Genomic DNA, 15,302 nt, shown 5'->3' with positions numbered 1-15,302 from the left:
ACGTGGGCAGACACGCCCTGAGACGGGGCGGTCCTGCCGCCGCCGTCTCCTCACTCGTGGTCGCCGTCGTGGCCACGTCCGTCGTCGTCCTGTCGGAGGGCGGCGGCTCCGCGGAAGCGGCCGAGGCCGACACCACCGCGATCACACTGGTCGACCCCAGCTCCACCACACCACGCACCGACCGCCCGTACGTCGCGGGCGACACCGGCTTCCTGCACCGGCAGACCGGCAGGACCGGGCTGTTGTGGAGCGACTACGCGAGCGGAAGGACCGTCACCGTCGAGAACGCCGACGGTGTCTACACACCGGGCACCGGCTGCACGTCCATCGCCTCCGCGTGCCGTCACGCCTGGTACGGCTCGGACAGCGACCTGGTCGCTCTTCCGACCACGGCCAACGACGCGTACGCCACCCTGTGGGATCCGGCGACGGCCACCTCCAAGAAGGTGAGCTGGAACGGTTCCGGCCAGTACGGGCAGGGCTACTACCGGGCCCTCGCCGGCGACACGATCGTCACCACCCACACCCTGATCGACAAGGTCGACGGCGAGTGGCGCAGCCGCAGGGTCACCGGTGACGCGACGAGCGTGGGGAGCGAGGACGTCCTCGCGGCGGACTCCGGCGGGGTGCTCTGGTCAGTCGACAGCAGCACGATCGGCTACGTCGACGTCGCCTCGGCCGTGAACACCTACGCGTTCACCGACGCCACCTACGCCTCGCACTACGTGATGAGCGAGGACCGCATCGGCTGGTACGACGCCGGCACCGCCGAGCTGCATCTGAAGTCCCGCACCGACCTCACCGCGGCCGAGCAGGTCGTCACGCTGCCCGCCGATCCGGGCGCGCTCGACGGCGACCCGGTCCTGGTCGGCGACCGGCTGCTGCTGCCGCTGTCCTCCAGGTCGCTCGGCTCCCGGCTGCTCGCGGTCGACGTCGACGATCCCTCGGTGCAGGAGACCCTGCTGGCGAGCGCCGGCGAGTACACGCTGGCGGCGGGTGACGGCAGTGCGCTGGTCACCGGCGGCGCCGACGCCACCGACTGGTGGGTGCGGCGGGTGAGCCGGGCCGACGACGGCACGCTCGAGCTGGAGAAGGTCCAGCAGGCCCCGGCGCTGGAGAACGCCAAGACGGGCATCGCGCTCAGCCGCGGCAGTCTGCGGGTCGCCGAGGACGACCCGAACGCCACCGCGGACACCACGTCCGTGCGCACCCTCACCACCGACGGCTCCGCCACGCTGACGGCGTCCGAGGCCACGTCAAGCCGTTCGATCTACGCCGCCCTCTGCCCGTACGAGGGCACCACGTGCTCGGCGCTGTGGGGGAACCTCGACGCCCAGGACGTCTACCTCGACGCGAACGGCGGGACCGACGAGGGCGAGAGCCTCGGCGACGACCGGCTGGTGGAGATCGGCGGCAACGACCTGGACTTCGGCGGCCAGGGCGGCCGGATCGTCGACGTCTCCGACGGCTACGCCGTCTTCGACTCCGGCGGCACCAGCCCGGCGCAGTACGTCGGCGAGTTCGGCCAGGGCCAGAAGCTGAAGCGGTCAGTGGGCGCCGCCGCCCTGAACGGCTCCACCCTGTGGAGTGCCACCACCACCGCCGGCAAGCTCACCTCGTACAGCATCCCGCAGGCGAAGACGCTCACCACGGTGACCGTCCCGGGCCTGGCCTGCGTGCCGAGCGAGCTCCAGGCGGCGGGACGCTGGGTGTACTGGGCCTGCGGGACGGACTCGGCGGGCGTGTACGACACCAAGGCCGGTACGTCGAGGGCGGTCGCCCCGGGCGACGTGCTGCTCGGCGACGGCTTCACCGTCCGCCACGACCACGGCGCGGGCACGCTGGTCCTCACCGAGGCGGCCACCGGCACCACGCGCACGATCGCCTCGGACCTGCCCGACAAGGGCTCAGTGGACCGCCGTTACCGCTGGACGGTCGACGAGTACACCGGTCTGGTCGCCTGGTTCGACGACTACGAGCGCACCCACGTCACCACCACGGGCATCGCCCCGTCCGCCGTGACGGCCTTCGAGACGTCGGCCGGCAGCTATGTGGCCCCGGGGATGCCCTTCGAGGGCGCCTGGGTGCTGTCCCGCCCGGTCACCTCCTGGTCGCTCACCTTCACCTCGGTCCAGAGCGGCGCGAACGGCAAGGCCACCCGCACCCTCACCGGCGGCGCGACCGCGGCCTGGGTGAGGGCGACCTGGAACGGCAGGACGGCGAGCGGGAGTTACTTCCCCAACGGCCCCTACACCTGGACCCTGAAGGTGACCGGCCTCGGCACCGCCACGCCGAACACGGTGACCGGCGGCGAGGGCTTCGGGCAGGGCGGAGCCGCGGTGCGCCGCGACTTCGTCAGCCCCGACGGCCCGGACGGCCGCGGCGACCTGCTCACCCTGAACTCCTCGGGCGGGCTGACCTTCCACAGCGGCACGGGAACGGGCAAACTCGGCGACAAGTACACGGGCACCGGCTGGCCCACGACCATCACGGCGATCCCCTTCGGCGACCTCAGCGGCGACCGCTGCAACGACGTCCTCGTCCGCTACGGCAGCGGCGCGCTGCGGCTGTACAAGCCGGGCTGCGGGGCGGCGGTCAAGCCGTCGACGTCGTACACGACCCTCGGGACCGGCGGCTGGACGCAGTACAACGTGCTCACCTCGCCCGGCGACGTGAGCGGTGACGGACGGCCGGACCTGATCGCGCGGAACGCGTCCACCGGAGCGGTCTACCTCTACAAGGGGACGAGTACCGGCAAGCTCGCCGCCCGCGTCAAGCTCTACGACAACTGGAAGGGCTACAAGAAGATCGTCGGCACCGGTGACATCACCGGCGACGGCAAGCCCGACCTCCTCGCCCAGGACACGTCCAACAACGTCTACCGCTACGACGGCAAGGGCGACGGCACGTTCGCGGCCCGCGTCAAGGTGCTGTCGAACTGGGGCGGCTCGTACAACGCGGTCGTCGGGGTCGGCGACATCACGGACGACGGCAGGCCGGACCTGGTCTCCCGTGACACCGGTGGCAAGGTGTGGCGCAACAGCGGGGACGGAAAGGGCTCGTTCGGTGCGCGGGTGCAGATCGCGAGCGGCTGGAGCGGCTACAAGGTCCTTTCCTAGGCGGCGAGTTCGGCCTTCCGGGGCGCCCGGGGACTTGATGTCACCGGGCGCCACCCCGTAGGCGCTCCTGTCGTGTCCCCGGCCTGGCCTTGTTCGTCGCCGGCTCCCCAAAACCATCGGCTCGTCGTACTCAGGGACGCCACAAATGCCCGCTCCTTCTTGACGAACCAATGCGAGTGCCCTGTCAAGTGAATTTACGCATCCAATATGAGAGATGGGTTAATTTCCCGAATCCTTTCCACCGTCCAAGTAGGGTGGGCTCATGGCGTCCACTGGTCCGCCAATGGTCACGGGGGCGCCGCTTCGCCGGCTGGGACGACAGCCCAGAGCACTGGGGGGACTTCTGTGATACGTGTGCTGCTGGCCGATGACGAGCATCTGATCCGGGGGGCGCTCGTCGAACTGCTCCGCGCCGAGCGGGACTTGAAGGTTGTCGCGGACACCGGCGTGGGCAGCCAGGTGCTGCACCTCGCACTCACCCACCGTCCCGATGTGGCAGTACTGGATGTCAATCTCTCCGACACCAGCGGGATTCAGGTGGCCGGCCAACTGCACGAGCACCTCCCCTCGTGCCGGACGCTGCTGCTGACCAGCCTGGGCACCGCCGCAACCGTGCGGGAAGCAATGGAATTGGGCGTCAACGGATACCTGATGAAGGACGCGCCCCCTGCCGATCTGGCCACGGCAATCAGGCGGGTCGCCGCCGGACACCGCGCGCTCGCGCCCGAATTGGTGCTCGCGGCCTGGGAAAGTCGTGTCAATCCGCTCACTCCGCGGGAAACGGAAATGCTCCGGCGGGCTGCGGACGGGCAGACGGTGTCGGACATCGCGGATGCGATACGACTGTCCGCGGGCACTGTCCGAAACTATCTCGGCAACTGCATCACAAAACTCGGTGCTCGAAGTCGTCTCGACGCTGTACGCATCGCCCGGGAAGCGGGATGGCTGCCTCCAGCCGAGGGGACGGCGGCTCCGCAGGACAGGACGCAGTGAGCTCGAAATGGCCGGTCGAGGGGGCCCACGCCCTGCACCGGCCGCCGAGTTCGGCGGCGCGTAACGCGAGATTGGAAAGTCCGCCCCCGGATGCCGGCGTGACGACGTCGTAGGCATCGCGTACACCGTTATTGAGCACGGACAACACGAACGCATCGCCCTTGCGCCGCACGGAGATTGTGCACAAGGTCGCCTCACTGTGCCGGAGAATATTCGCCACGGATTCACGCACCACGGTGGCGAAGAAATTCTGTATTTCGCCCGGCAACACAGTCGCCTCTTCGTCGACCGTGATATCGACGTCCACACTCCTCAGCAAGGACTGAGCGTTTTCCAGTTCGTTGCGGAAGGACAGCACTCCGAATTCATGGGCCATCGAACGCATATCGACGAGGACTTCGCGGGTCAATCCCATAAGACTGTGCAATTCTGATCGGGCCCGCTCGTTCTGATTCCCCAGATAGCGATTGGCCAATTCGCCGCGGATGGTCGCGTACGCCAGTCGACTGGCCAGCAGGTCGTGCATGTCCCGGCCTATCCGCTGACGCTCGTCCTGCAGGGCGCTGCGCACGGCCTGGTCCTCCGACTGATGCATCCAGGCAAGGCGGCACGCGAGCCGGACCAGGGCGGTAACGGCCAGGCCGACGGTCAGCGTCACGGTACCGGCCACGGCCGATTCCGTATACGACAGGCCGTTCCGCCTGCTCACCGCCAGGTCGACGAGCAGAACTCCGAGAAATGCTCCCGTCCCCCGCCAGCCGCGCAGCATACCCGCCGCCGCGCCCGCGATGAAACCCCCCATTCCCGGCCATGTGACCCCGATGGCCACGGACGGCACATAGGTCAGCAGCGCTTGCAGGTGAAGGGACCACGGGGAGAAACGGCGAATTTTCTTCACGCCGGGTGGACTGTGCAGCACCTGAAGAACGACCAGAATCGGTAGGGCAACAACCCAGACAGCGAGGGCAACACCACTGGATCCGGCCGACAGCATTTCAATCAAGCCATTGAACGCCACCCCGACCTGAAGTGCACAGATGGTGCACACGGCTAACCAGGGCGCAGATATCCATCCGTAGATTTTGCCCACCACTCCCCCGCAGTTCGCCAGTTTGTGACCGGTAACCGCGACCAATTGTACGCCTCATGGTCTTCACATTGTTACGGTGAAGTGAAGAGTGCCCCATATCTCTTACCCGAGCCTGCTCCGGCACCGCCCACCCCATTCGCTCCCGAGCCAGGCTCGAGCGGCTGCCTCGATGCTGGACCCCGTCAGCACCTCCGGGTCCACATGGAAAGGGGCTATCGGACCATGCCGAGCAGAACAGGAGCCGGGCGGTGACCCGGCGGGTGGTGATCACCGGAATCGGTGTGCGAGCACCCGGCAGCTCCGGAACGAAAGAGTTCTGGGACGTGCTCACGACGGGGCGCACCGCGACCCGGCGGATCACCTTCTTCGACGCCTCGCCGTTCCGGTCGCGGATCGCTGGAGAGATCGACTTCGACGCCGCGGCCGAAGGGTTCACTCCGCGCGAGACACGGCGCATGGACCGGGCGACCCAGTTCGCCGTCGCGTGCACCAGGGACGCCCTCGCCGACAGCGGTCTCGACTTCGGGACACTCGATCCCCACCGGGTGGGTGTGGCTCTGGGCAGCGCGGTGGCCGCGGCGACCAGCCTGGAGAACGAATACCTGGTCATGTCGGACGCCGGCCGCGACTGGCTGGTCGACCCGGCACATCTGTCGCCGTACATGTTCGACTACCTCAGTCCCGGGGTGATGCCCGCGGAGATCGCCCGGGAGGTGGGTGCCGAGGGGCCGGTCACTCTGGTCTCCGACGGTTGCACATCGGGCCTCGACGCGGTCGGGTACGGCGTCCAGCTCATCCGCGAGGGCAGTGCCGACACCGTGCTGGCCGGTGCGGCGGACACTCCCGTGTCGCCCATCGTTGTCGCCTGCTTCGACGCCATCAAGGCGACGACGCCGCGCAACGACGAACCCGAAACGGCCTCCCGACCGTTCGACGGCACCCGCAACGGCTTCGTCCTCGCGGAGGGCGCGGCGATGTTCGTCCTTGAGGAACTCGAGGCGGCTCGGGCCCGCGGTGCGCACATCTACGCGGAGGTCGGCGGCTACGCGACGCGCAGCAACGCGTATCACATGACCGGTCTGAAGAAGGACGGCCGAGAGATGGCAGAGGCGATCCGAGCGGCGCTCGACGAGGCCCGCCTCGACCGGACCACCATCGACTACGTGAACGCACACGGCTCCGGCACCAAGCAGAACGACCGGCACGAGACCGCGGCCTTCAAACGGAGTCTGGGTGAGCACGCGCGCGCCGTGCCGGTGAGTTCCATCAAGTCGATGGTGGGCCACTCGCTCGGCGCGATCGGTTCCATCGAGATCGCCGCCTCTGTGCTGGCCATACGGCACAACGTCGTTCCGCCCACGGCGAATCTGCGTGTCCCGGATCCGGAGTGCGACCTGGACTACGTCCCGCTCACCGCGCGCGAGCAGCGCGTGGACACCGTGCTCACCGTGGGCAGCGGCTTCGGCGGCTTCCAGAGCGCCATGGTGCTGCACGACCCGGAGGTGACTTCCCTATGAGTTCCCGACGCGCGGTCATCACCGGACTCGGTGTCGTCGCCCCCAATGGGCTGGGGGCCGAGGAGTACTGGAAGGCCCTGCTCGCCGGGGAAAGCGGCATAGCCGAGCTGAGCCGCTTCGACACGTCCCGGTACTCGGCCCGGCTCGCCGGCGAGATCAGGGACTTCGACGGGGCGGAGCACCTGCCGAGCCGCCTGATGCCCCAGACCGACATCTCCACCCGCTACGCCCTCGCTGCGGCCGACTGGGCCCTCGCGGACGCGGGCATCGACGCGGGGGCCGGGATCGACGACTACGACATGGGGGTGATCACCTCCACCTCGCAGGGCGGATTCGACTTCACGCACCGGGAATTCCACAAGCTGTGGAGCCAGGGCCCGGAATACGTCAGCGTGTACGAGTCCTTCGCCTGGTTCTACGCGGTCAACACCGGCCAGATCTCCATCCGCAACGGAATGCGCGGCCCGAGCGCGGCCCTCGTCGGCGAACAGGCGGGCGGACTTGACGCGATCGGGCACGCCCGCCGCACTGTGCGGCGTGGAACCCGGCTGGTGCTGAGCGGTGGAGTCGACTCGGCGTTCGACCCTTGGGGCTGGTCGGCTCAACTGGCAGGCGGAAGGGTCAGCACGGCGGACGACCCCGAGCGGGCCTACCTGCCCTTCGACGGTGCGGCGTGCGGCCACGTACCGGGAGAGGGCGGCGCCATGCTGGTCGTCGAGGACGCGGAGTCGGCACGCGAACGAGGCGCGCCCCGGACGTACGGCGAGATCGCCGGGTACGCGGCCACCTTCGATCCGTCTCCGGGCACCGGTCGGCCGCCCGGCCTGCGTCGAGCCGCCGAACTCGCGCTCGCCGACGCACAGTTGACACCCTCGGCGATCGGAGCCGTGTTCGCGGACGCGGCCGGCATCCCCGCGTTCGACGCGGCCGAGGCACAGGCGGTGCGGGAGATCTTCGGGCCCTACGGCGTGCCCGTGACCGCACCCAAGGCGCTGACCGGCCGCATGTACGCGGGCGGCGGCCCCGCCGACATCGCGGCGGCGCTGTTCGCCCTGCGCGACCGCGTGATCCCGGCCACCGCCCACACCACGTCCGTCCCGGACTCCTACGGACTGGACCTCGTTCTCGGTGAGCCACGCCCCGTGCGCGCCGACGCCGTCCTCGTGCTCGCCCGGGGACGGCACGGCTTCAACGCGGCCGTCGTCCTCACCACTGTCTGATCCGGGCTGTACTTCGCGCCCCCACCCACACCTGAGGAGAGCACCAGCCATGACCCTTGATGACCTGCGGGGCACACTCATCGCGTGCGCCGGCGAAGAGGACTCGGTCGAACTGAGCGGAGACATCCTCGACATGACCTTCGAAGACCTCGGATACGACTCGCTGGCGCTGATGGAGAGCGCGGCGAAGATCGAGCGCGATCACGGCATCTCGCTGCCGGAGGAGGCAGTCGCCGAGGCCGACACTCCACGCGCCCTGCTGGCGTTGGTGAACGGCCTGACCGCAACCGCGGCCTGACCGCGCGGAACGTCCACCGGGGCCGCACCACCCACCGGGTGCGGCCCCGTCTTTTCGCCCTTCGTCCTTTCGCCCTTCCGTCGCCGGAGACGTCCAGGAGAACCCATGCCCTCTGCCGTCCTGCACCGAACCCAGCACACCCTGACGGTCGCCGCGGCGGCCGATGCCCTCTACTCCCTCGTCGCGGACGTCAGCCGCTGGCCGGCCGTGTTCGAACCCACCGTTCACGTGCGTCACCTCGAGCATGCGACACGTTCCGAGCGGTTCGAGATATGGGCGGAAGTGAACGGCACGGTCGCTCACTGGACCTCTCGCCGCGTGCTCGACCGAGAGCGCCGCTATGTCTCCTTCCGCCAGGAGCACAGCACGCCGCCCGTCACCTCGATGTCGGGCGGCTGGCTCTTCCGTCCCCTGTCCTCGGGCGGAACCGAGATCGTGCTGCGACACCGGTTCACCGTGGCCGACGACGATCCGGCATCCGTGGCCGCCGTAACAGCGGCGCTCGACCGCAACAGCGAGCGGGAGCTGGCGGCCCTGGGCCGGCTCGCCTCCTGCGGGCACCTCGTGGACGAGGTGGTGTTCGCCTTCTCCGACATCGTCGAGCTGCCCGTCTCCGCGGCTGAGGCGTACGCGTTCGTGGCGCACGCCGAACGCTGGCCGAACCTGCTGTCGCACGTCACGCGGGTGGAACTCACCGAGTCGCAGGCCGAGATCCAGCACATGGAGATGGACACCCTGACCCCGGACGGCTCACAGCACACCACACGCTCGGTACGTGTCTGCCGGGACGGCGAGTGGATCGCGTACAAGCAGCAGATCGCTCCGCGCCTGCTGGCCGGACACAGCGGCAACTGGTCGTTCGCCGACAGCCCTTCGGGGGCCGTCGCCACCGCGCGGCACACTGTGGTGATCAATCCGGACGCGGTGGCCGAGATCCTGGGTCCGGACGCGACCCTGGCCGACGCCCGCGCCCATGTGCGCAGTGCGCTGGGCCACAACAGCCGGGCCACGCTGCAGCGGATGGCCGCGGCGCACGCGTGACACCGTCCCGGCGCACTGTGCGGCCGGGCGGGCACCGATACCATCGGTGCCCGCCCGGCCGCCGCCCTTTCAGGCCGTCAGCCGCCGCGCGTACTCGACGGCCGCGGGCTGGAACTGCAGTACCACGTGACTGGCCGCGCTGTGCGCGTCGCGCCATGCCCGCTGCAACGGAGATCCCTGCTGCTGGCCGCGGGTTCCCGCGCCGCGCAGGAGCCGCTCCACCGCGGTGACCGACAGGTCGGCGGCCAGCGCGCAGTCCCGGGCCGCCCGGCCGACCTCCATGGTGTCCACCGTTCCACGGTCCGCCGTCGTGGCGGCCCGCAGCAGCAACAGCTCCGCGGCGTCGGTCTCACCGGTCGCCCGGGCCAGATCGGCGGCAGCGGCGTCGGTGAGCGAGCCGCGCCCGGAAGCCAGGGCCAGCCAGGCGTCGGCCGCCGCACGGGCGGCACCGAGGACCGGCGCGGCGAAGCACAGGCCGTTGACGGCCTTCAGCGGCACCCGGTGACACGGGCTCGCACCGTCCCGCGCCGCTCCGGTGACCACGGTGTCCCGCGGGAACGAGCGGTGAGCGGGTACCAGCACATCGTCCATGACCAGGGTGTGACTGCCGGTGCCGCGCATCCCCACGCTGTCCCAGGAGTCCTCGAAGGCGTAGGCATTCCGCGGCACGGCGAAGAAGCGGGTCTCGGCGGTGGCGCCGGACGGGGTGACGGCGCAGACCAGGGCCCACTCCGAGAACTCGACGAGGCTCACGTAGGGCCAGCGTCCGCCCACCCGCCAGCCGCCCGGCGTCGGCTCGGCCCGGCCGAGCGGCATGAGAGCCCCCACGACGAGGGTGTCGGGACCGTCCTGCCAGATGTCGGCCTGTCCCTGCTCGGGGAGATACGCCGCCATACGGGGCAGGTGGGCCGTCAGGGACGCACCCCATGCGGCGGAGGTGCAACCGGCACCCACCGTGGCGACCGCGGTGACGACGTCGGTGAACCGACCGGCCCGGCCCCCGTGCGCGACGGGTGCGAAGTGGCGGGCGAAACCCGCGGAGATCAGCGACTCCACGACTGCCTCGGGAAGCGACCGACGGTGTTCGGCCTCGGTCGCGTGCTCTGCGGCGAGCTTGGCGACGTCCACCGCCGCGGTGGTCAGCACGGTGAATTCGCTCGGGCGGTCCGGCATGCGGTCCTCTCCTTCTTCTCTCGCGACGTTGCCCGACCCACACTCGCTGGCGAGGCTCGAGTGAGACTGGAGACCGTGCGGCCAGGCTGGCCTTGTCCGTTGAGGCGAGCGAAGGAATCAGCCATGTCGGCAAAGTGGATACTCGTGTTCGGAGCCACGGGGAACCAAGGCGGTTCGACTGCCCGGGAGTTGCTGGCCCGCGGGTGGGCGGTACACGCCTTCGTCCGTGACACGGCGTCAGTGGCGGCGCAGAAGCTGGCGGCAAGCGGTGCGCTCCTGGTGCGGGGTGATCTGGAGGACGCCGGGTCCGTGCGGGCCGCGATGCGCGGAGCCCACGCCGTCTTCAGCGTGCAGACACCGCTCGGACCGGGCGGGGTGCCGGCCGAGGAGCGCCACGGGAATCTGATCGCGGCTGTCGCCGCCGAGGTGGGCGTGCAGCATTTCGTGCACAGCTCGGTGGGCGGTGCCGAGAACCCTGACGGCGTTTTCTGGCGCGAGGCCAAGCTACGGATCGAGGAACGGGTGCGCGAGCTGGGGCTGCCCGCGACCTTCATCCGGCCGACGTACTTCATGGACAACTTCGGCCAGTACCCGCCGCTGTTGCAGGACGGGGAACTGGTCTACCGGCGCGGACTGGCGCCCGGCACGCCACTGCAGATGATCGCCTCCGAGGACATCGGCTTCTTCGCGGCGGAGGCGTTCGACGCTCCGGCGGAGTTCATGGGGAAGGCGTGGGAGATCGCCGGCGACGAACTGACCGGCGAGATGATCGCCGAGGTCTTCCAGCGGCACACCGGGATCGCCACGCGCTACGAGGCGGTCCCCATGGACGTGCTGCGGCAGGAGAGCGAATGGCAGGCCACCGCCTACGACTGGCTCAACCGGGTCGGCTACACGGCCGACCTGACGGCCCTGCGACGACGCAAGCCCGGCCTGCTCACTCTGGAGGCGTGGCTGGCGCGAACCGCCTGGGCGCCGGCGGAGCACCACCGCGCGCCCCGCACCGCGGGCGTGGAGCGCTCCTCGCGCTGAACGAGCCCCGTGGCCGGGGATCAGAGAGTCGGCAGGCCCTCGGTCACCTCGGCCAGGAGCTCGGCGAGGTCTTCGGCAGCGGTGGTGCCCGACACGACGTAGCGGCCGTCGATCACGATCGACGGCACGCCGCCGATGCCCAGCGCCAGCCCTTCCGCACGGTCGGCGTGCACGGCCGTCTCGAACCGGTCGCCCGACAGCACCTCGCGTGCCTCGTCGGCGGGAACGCCGACCTCGGCGACGAGCGAGACCAGGGTGTCGTGGTGCGCGAGGTCACGGCCCTCGGCCCAGTAGGCCCCGTACAGACGGGCCACCGCCTGTCCGGCCAGGCCGTGCTCGGCCGCCAGGTGCACCATGCGGTGGGCGTTCATGGTCCGGCAGGGGCGTACCAGGTCGGGCCGGAAGTCCAAACCGGCCGAGGCCGCCCGGGGCGCGATGCGCGCCATGGCGGCCTCGGCGGCCTCGCGACTGCCGTTGAAGCGGGCGAGCGCGTCGAACAGGCTGGGCACAGCCTCCTCCGGGTCGCGATCCGGCGCGGGAGGACCGGGCATGAGCTGGAAACTGCGCCAGAACACCTGGACGTCCGGCCGGTCACCGCGCAGGGCCAGGGCCGTGAGCAGGTTCCGGGAGCCGTAGTAGCAGTGCGGACAGGCGAGATCGGTCCAGATGTCGACGCGCATCGGCGCTCCTCGGGTGGTGGGGTCAGTAGCGGGCGAGCCGCTCCAGCAGCGGGCCGGCCTGCAGCAGTACGGCCCGTTCGGAAGCGGTGAGGCCCAGGGCCTCGATGGCCTTCGTCAGGTAGTCGGTGCGTGCCCGGCGGCCGGCGTCCAGGACTTCCTGGCCGCTCGGCGTGATCGCGTAGGCGTCGCCGTCCACGGCCTCGACCAGACCGCGTGACGCGAGTCCGGCGAGGGTGTCGCGCGCCGCCTCGGCCGGCACCTCGTCGTGGGCGGCCAGCTCCCGCACCGTCCTGGGCGCCCGGTTGTTCGTCAGCTGCACCAGGAGGGTGAGCTCGGGCACCGCGGGCGGGTTCTCGGGGAGTTCCTTGCGCAACCGGCTGCCCAACTGCATGGCACCGCGGCGAACCCAGTCGGCGATCGGCCGGACGTCCTCGCCGGGGCCGACGTCCTGCGGCGCGGTGATGCTGCGTTCGAGCCGGTAGCCGGTCATGGAGGGGCCGTCGAGGACTCCCGGCAGCTCGCGGATGGCCCGGCGCATGGCCTCCTTGTCCGGGTTGCGTTCGAAGGACTTCCGGTACGCCTCCTCGGTGGTCCACTGCGCGTAGTTGACCAGCGAGGTGCCGTCCGTGCTGAGGTGGTAGTTGGCCGAGAGGAAGCCGGGGCAGTGGCGCACCCAGGCTTCCACGTCCCGCGAGAGCATCTCCACCAGCGCCTGTTGGGTGGCGGCGTCCTTGGTCTTGACGGTGACGAGGGCGATGAAGCCCGCGTTGGACACGGATGACGACACGGATGACACGGTCATGGGTCCTCCCTGGATCGGCTGCTACGGGCCAGGTTGATCAGGACTCCTCGACGCCGCCTCGATGCCCGGTGGAGCCCGGCTCGGGCGACGGTTCGTCGGGGAGCGGAAGGGCCAGCCGGCGGATCATCCGCCGCAGCTGGTCCGCGTACTGCTCCTGGAAGGCCGGATCCGACGCCTCCATGCCGAAGATCCGGCGAACGAGCTGGGGCATGGTGACGGGCGCGGCCACCGCACCGATGAGCAGCAGTACGGCGGAGGCGGGGTCGATGTCCTCGGCCAGCTCCCGGCGGTCGCGGCGTGCGTAGGTGTGCGAAAGGTCCTCGCGCTCCTCGGGCTCGTCGGCCGACAGTTCCGACGGGTTGGTCAGGCCACGCCACAGGCCGAGCCGCATGGGCCGGGGATCGCGCAGCGCCTCCTGAAGGTGCCGGACGACAGCCTCGTCCAGCGGCAGGTCGGGCCCACCGAGGCTGCTCTCACGTTCCTGCCATGCCTTCTGCAGCTCGCGGTACAGGCCGAGCTTTCCGCCGAAGTAGTAGCTGATCAGCTGTTTGTTGACGCCCGCACGGTCGGCGATCTCCTGCACCCGCGCGCCGTCGAAGCCCTTGAGGGAGAACACGTCGAGTGCCGCCTCCAGCAGTTGCCGGCGGCTGCGCTCGGCGTCGAGCACACGGTCCTCGGGGCGCGGGGACCGGCGCGGGCGGCGCGGAGCCGACCCCTCTTTCCCATCCGTCTTCTTCTGATCCACCAGGCCATGCTAGCGCGTCTCAACCACCCAGCCAACGTCTTCATCTATCTGGTTGACACGGTTGTCCACGTGGGCAACCATGCCCTCATGTCCACAGACAGTGCCCGAACCGACACGGGCGGGGCGGCCTCCGCCGCGCCACCGCGCGCCCTGAGCCCCGAGGTCCGCCGCATCGCCGTGGTGGTGGTGGCCGGGGCGATCGCCTCGCTGCTCGACTCGACGATCGTCAACATCGCGCTCGACCACCTCACCCGCGAACTGCACACGGGCCTCAACACGGTCCAGTGGGTCGTGACCGCCTATCTGCTGGCTCTCGCCTCGGTCATTCCGGTGACCGGCTGGGCCGCCCGGCGGGTGGGCGCCACCCGCCTCTATCTCAGCTCGATCGTCCTGTTCACTCTGGCCTCCGTCGCCTGTGGACTGGCCCAGAACGTCGAGCAGTTGATCGCTCTACGGGTCCTCCAGGGCATCGGCGGCGGCCTGACCCTCCCGGTCGGCCAGATGATCCTGGCGAAGAAGGCCGGGCCGCAGAACATGGCCCGGGTCATGAGCATCATCGGCATCCCGATGGTGCTGACGCCCGTGATCGGCCCGACCATCGGCGGGCTGCTCCTCGACGGACCCGGCTGGCGCTGGATCTTCTTCGTCAACCTGCCGATCGGGGCGCTCGCCCTCCTGCTGGGGCTACGGCTGCTGCCCCGCGAGCAGCCCGAGGAGGCCGGCCCACTGGACGTGACCGGCCTGGCGATGATCTCGCTCGGCATGATCGGCCTCACCTACGGCCTGGCCGAACTGGGCAACACCGGCAGGTTCACCGTCACCGTCATGGTCTCGCTCGCCGCCGGACTCCTGCTCACGGCGGGCTTCGTCCTGCACGCCCTCCGGGTCAGGCAGCCCCGCCGCCCGCTGCTGGATCTGCGGCTCTACGGCAACAGGGCGTTCGGCGCCGCCTGCCTCGCCACGTTCTGCCTGGGCGGAGCCATGTACGGCGGGATGATCCTGATGCCGCTCTACTACCAGGCCGTACGTCATGAGGACGCCGTGACCACGGGACTGTTGCTGGGCCCCTCCGGTTTCGGTGCCGCAGCCGCGATGTGGCTGGCGGGCCGGATCACCGAGCGCATCGGCGGTGGACTCACCGCCGTCATCGGCGGGTTGGTGAACATCGCCTCGACCCTGCCGTTCGTGATGATCGGCGCGCACACCTCGTACGTGGCGCTGAGCCTGGCGATGGTCGTCCGCGGCTTCGGGATCGGGATGTCCATGATGCCGGCGATGACCGCCGCCTACCGGGTCCTCGGCCGGAGCAAGATCAACGACGCCACCCCGCAGCTCAGCATCCTGCAGAGGATGGGCGGTTCCATCGGCACCGCGGTCATCGTGGTGGTCCTGCAGAACAGCCTGGCCGGGACGCACGGCTCCACGGCCGCCATGGCGGACTCCTTCGGAGTCGCGTTCGGATGGGTGCTGGGTGTCACGCTGGTCGCCCTGGCCGCCACCGCCGTGCTGGCGGCGGTCGAGCGGCCGGTGTTCGCCGCGCAACGCGCCCAGAAACGACAGGCAGCGCTGGAAGCGAGCGGAAAGGCATGAGC

The 15,302-nt window shown here is 70.0% G+C and carries 13 protein-coding genes; 8 read left to right on the top strand and 5 right to left on the bottom strand.

The genetic code is table 11. The features are described from left to right. The first annotated feature begins 2 nt into the window (after positions 1-2). Positions 3-3,119 carry an FG-GAP repeat domain-containing protein gene (locus OO70_RS51165; protein ID WP_051741028.1) on the top strand — a complete coding sequence of 1,039 codons (3,117 nt, stop codon included), beginning with the start codon at positions 3-5 and terminating at the stop codon, positions 3,117-3,119. 345 nt (positions 3,120-3,464) lie between these two features. Continuing rightward, complete coding sequence (locus OO70_RS52235) at positions 3,465-4,112, top strand: response regulator transcription factor (protein WP_078651332.1); 648 nt, start codon at positions 3,465-3,467, stop codon at positions 4,110-4,112. Here the strand turns inward: OO70_RS52235 and OO70_RS10060 are convergent. Continuing rightward, entirely contained in the window at positions 4,003-5,202 is a 1,200-nt protein-coding gene (locus tag OO70_RS10060) for a sensor histidine kinase (protein ID WP_158711434.1), read from the bottom strand. The two genes, OO70_RS52235 and OO70_RS10060, sit on opposite strands and share 110 nt — an antisense overlap. Positions 5,203-5,450: 248 nt before the next feature. On the opposite strand from OO70_RS10060, the gene OO70_RS10055 reads away from it, so the two are divergent. From OO70_RS10055 to OO70_RS10040, 4 genes are all read left to right on the top strand, one after another. Continuing rightward, on the top strand, positions 5,451-6,719 hold the full coding sequence (locus OO70_RS10055; RefSeq protein ID WP_043667173.1) for a beta-ketoacyl-[acyl-carrier-protein] synthase family protein: 1,269 nt from the start codon (positions 5,451-5,453) through the stop codon (positions 6,717-6,719). After that, complete coding sequence (locus OO70_RS10050; RefSeq protein ID WP_043667170.1) at positions 6,716-7,939, top strand: ketosynthase chain-length factor; 1,224 nt, start codon at positions 6,716-6,718, stop codon at positions 7,937-7,939. Before OO70_RS10055 ends, OO70_RS10050 begins: the two co-directional genes overlap by 4 nt. A gap of 49 nt (positions 7,940-7,988) precedes the next feature. Next, entirely contained in the window at positions 7,989-8,237 is a 249-nt protein-coding gene (locus OO70_RS10045) for an acyl carrier protein (RefSeq protein ID WP_043667166.1), read from the top strand. Positions 8,238-8,342: 105 nt separating this feature from the next. Next, on the top strand, positions 8,343-9,278 hold the full coding sequence (locus tag OO70_RS10040) for an aromatase/cyclase (RefSeq protein ID WP_043667163.1): 936 nt from the start codon (positions 8,343-8,345) through the stop codon (positions 9,276-9,278). Between the two features lie 69 nt (positions 9,279-9,347). On the opposite strand, the gene OO70_RS10035 is transcribed toward OO70_RS10040, so the two are convergent. Next, positions 9,348-10,451, bottom strand: coding sequence for an acyl-CoA dehydrogenase family protein (locus OO70_RS10035; RefSeq protein WP_043667161.1), 1,104 nt, complete (start codon positions 10,449-10,451; stop codon positions 9,348-9,350). A gap of 123 nt (positions 10,452-10,574) precedes the next feature. Between OO70_RS10035 and OO70_RS10030 the strand changes: the two genes are divergently transcribed. Continuing rightward, positions 10,575-11,483, top strand: coding sequence for an NmrA/HSCARG family protein (locus tag OO70_RS10030; protein WP_043667156.1), 909 nt, complete (start codon positions 10,575-10,577; stop codon positions 11,481-11,483). Between the two features lie 20 nt (positions 11,484-11,503). Here OO70_RS10030 and OO70_RS10025 read toward each other — a convergent pair whose 3' ends face one another. From OO70_RS10025 to OO70_RS10015, 3 genes are read right to left on the bottom strand one after another with little or no spacing between them, the layout of a single operon-like run. Further along, on the bottom strand, positions 11,504-12,163 hold the full coding sequence (locus OO70_RS10025; protein ID WP_043667153.1) for a DsbA family oxidoreductase: 660 nt from the start codon (positions 12,161-12,163) through the stop codon (positions 11,504-11,506). A gap of 22 nt (positions 12,164-12,185) precedes the next feature. Continuing rightward, complete coding sequence (locus tag OO70_RS51780; RefSeq protein ID WP_063749701.1) at positions 12,186-12,965, bottom strand: antibiotic biosynthesis monooxygenase; 780 nt, start codon at positions 12,963-12,965, stop codon at positions 12,186-12,188. 37 nt (positions 12,966-13,002) lie between these two features. Continuing rightward, a complete protein-coding gene (locus tag OO70_RS10015) occupies positions 13,003-13,710 on the bottom strand; it encodes a TetR family transcriptional regulator (RefSeq protein WP_234336810.1) in 708 nt (235 codons plus the stop codon). A gap of 87 nt (positions 13,711-13,797) precedes the next feature. Here OO70_RS10015 and OO70_RS10010 point away from each other — a divergent pair, with 87 nt between their 5' ends. Then, positions 13,798-15,300 (top strand): DHA2 family efflux MFS transporter permease subunit, encoded by a 1,503-nt coding sequence (locus OO70_RS10010; RefSeq protein ID WP_043667741.1) that lies wholly within the window; start codon positions 13,798-13,800, stop codon positions 15,298-15,300. The last annotated feature ends 2 nt before the right edge of the window (positions 15,301-15,302 follow it).

The sequence above is a fragment of the Streptomyces xylophagus genome, from assembly GCF_000716435.1.
Lineage (GTDB): Bacteria > Actinomycetota > Actinomycetes > Streptomycetales > Streptomycetaceae > Streptomyces > Streptomyces xylophagus.
Note: the sequence above shows the minus strand (reverse complement) of the source record. Positions and strands in the feature narration are given on the sequence as shown.

Bases quoted from the DNA above. Each gene is read 5' to 3' on its own strand.
- OO70_RS51780 (WP_063749701.1), bottom strand. From the start codon at position 12,965: ATGACCGTGTCATCCGTGTCGTCATCCGTGTCCAACGCGGGCTTCATC.
- OO70_RS10025 (WP_043667153.1), bottom strand. From the start codon at position 12,163: ATGCGCGTCGACATCTGGACCGATCTCGCCTGTCCGCACTGCTACTAC.
- OO70_RS10045 (WP_043667166.1), top strand. From the start codon at position 7,989: ATGACCCTTGATGACCTGCGGGGCACACTCATCGCGTGCGCCGGCGAA.
- OO70_RS10030 (WP_043667156.1), top strand. From the start codon at position 10,575: ATGTCGGCAAAGTGGATACTCGTGTTCGGAGCCACGGGGAACCAAGGC.
- OO70_RS10040 (WP_043667163.1), top strand. From the start codon at position 8,343: ATGCCCTCTGCCGTCCTGCACCGAACCCAGCACACCCTGACGGTCGCC.
- OO70_RS10035 (WP_043667161.1), bottom strand. From the start codon at position 10,451: ATGCCGGACCGCCCGAGCGAATTCACCGTGCTGACCACCGCGGCGGTG.
- OO70_RS10010 (WP_043667741.1), top strand. From the start codon at position 13,798: ATGTCCACAGACAGTGCCCGAACCGACACGGGCGGGGCGGCCTCCGCC.
- OO70_RS10050 (WP_043667170.1), top strand. From the start codon at position 6,716: ATGAGTTCCCGACGCGCGGTCATCACCGGACTCGGTGTCGTCGCCCCC.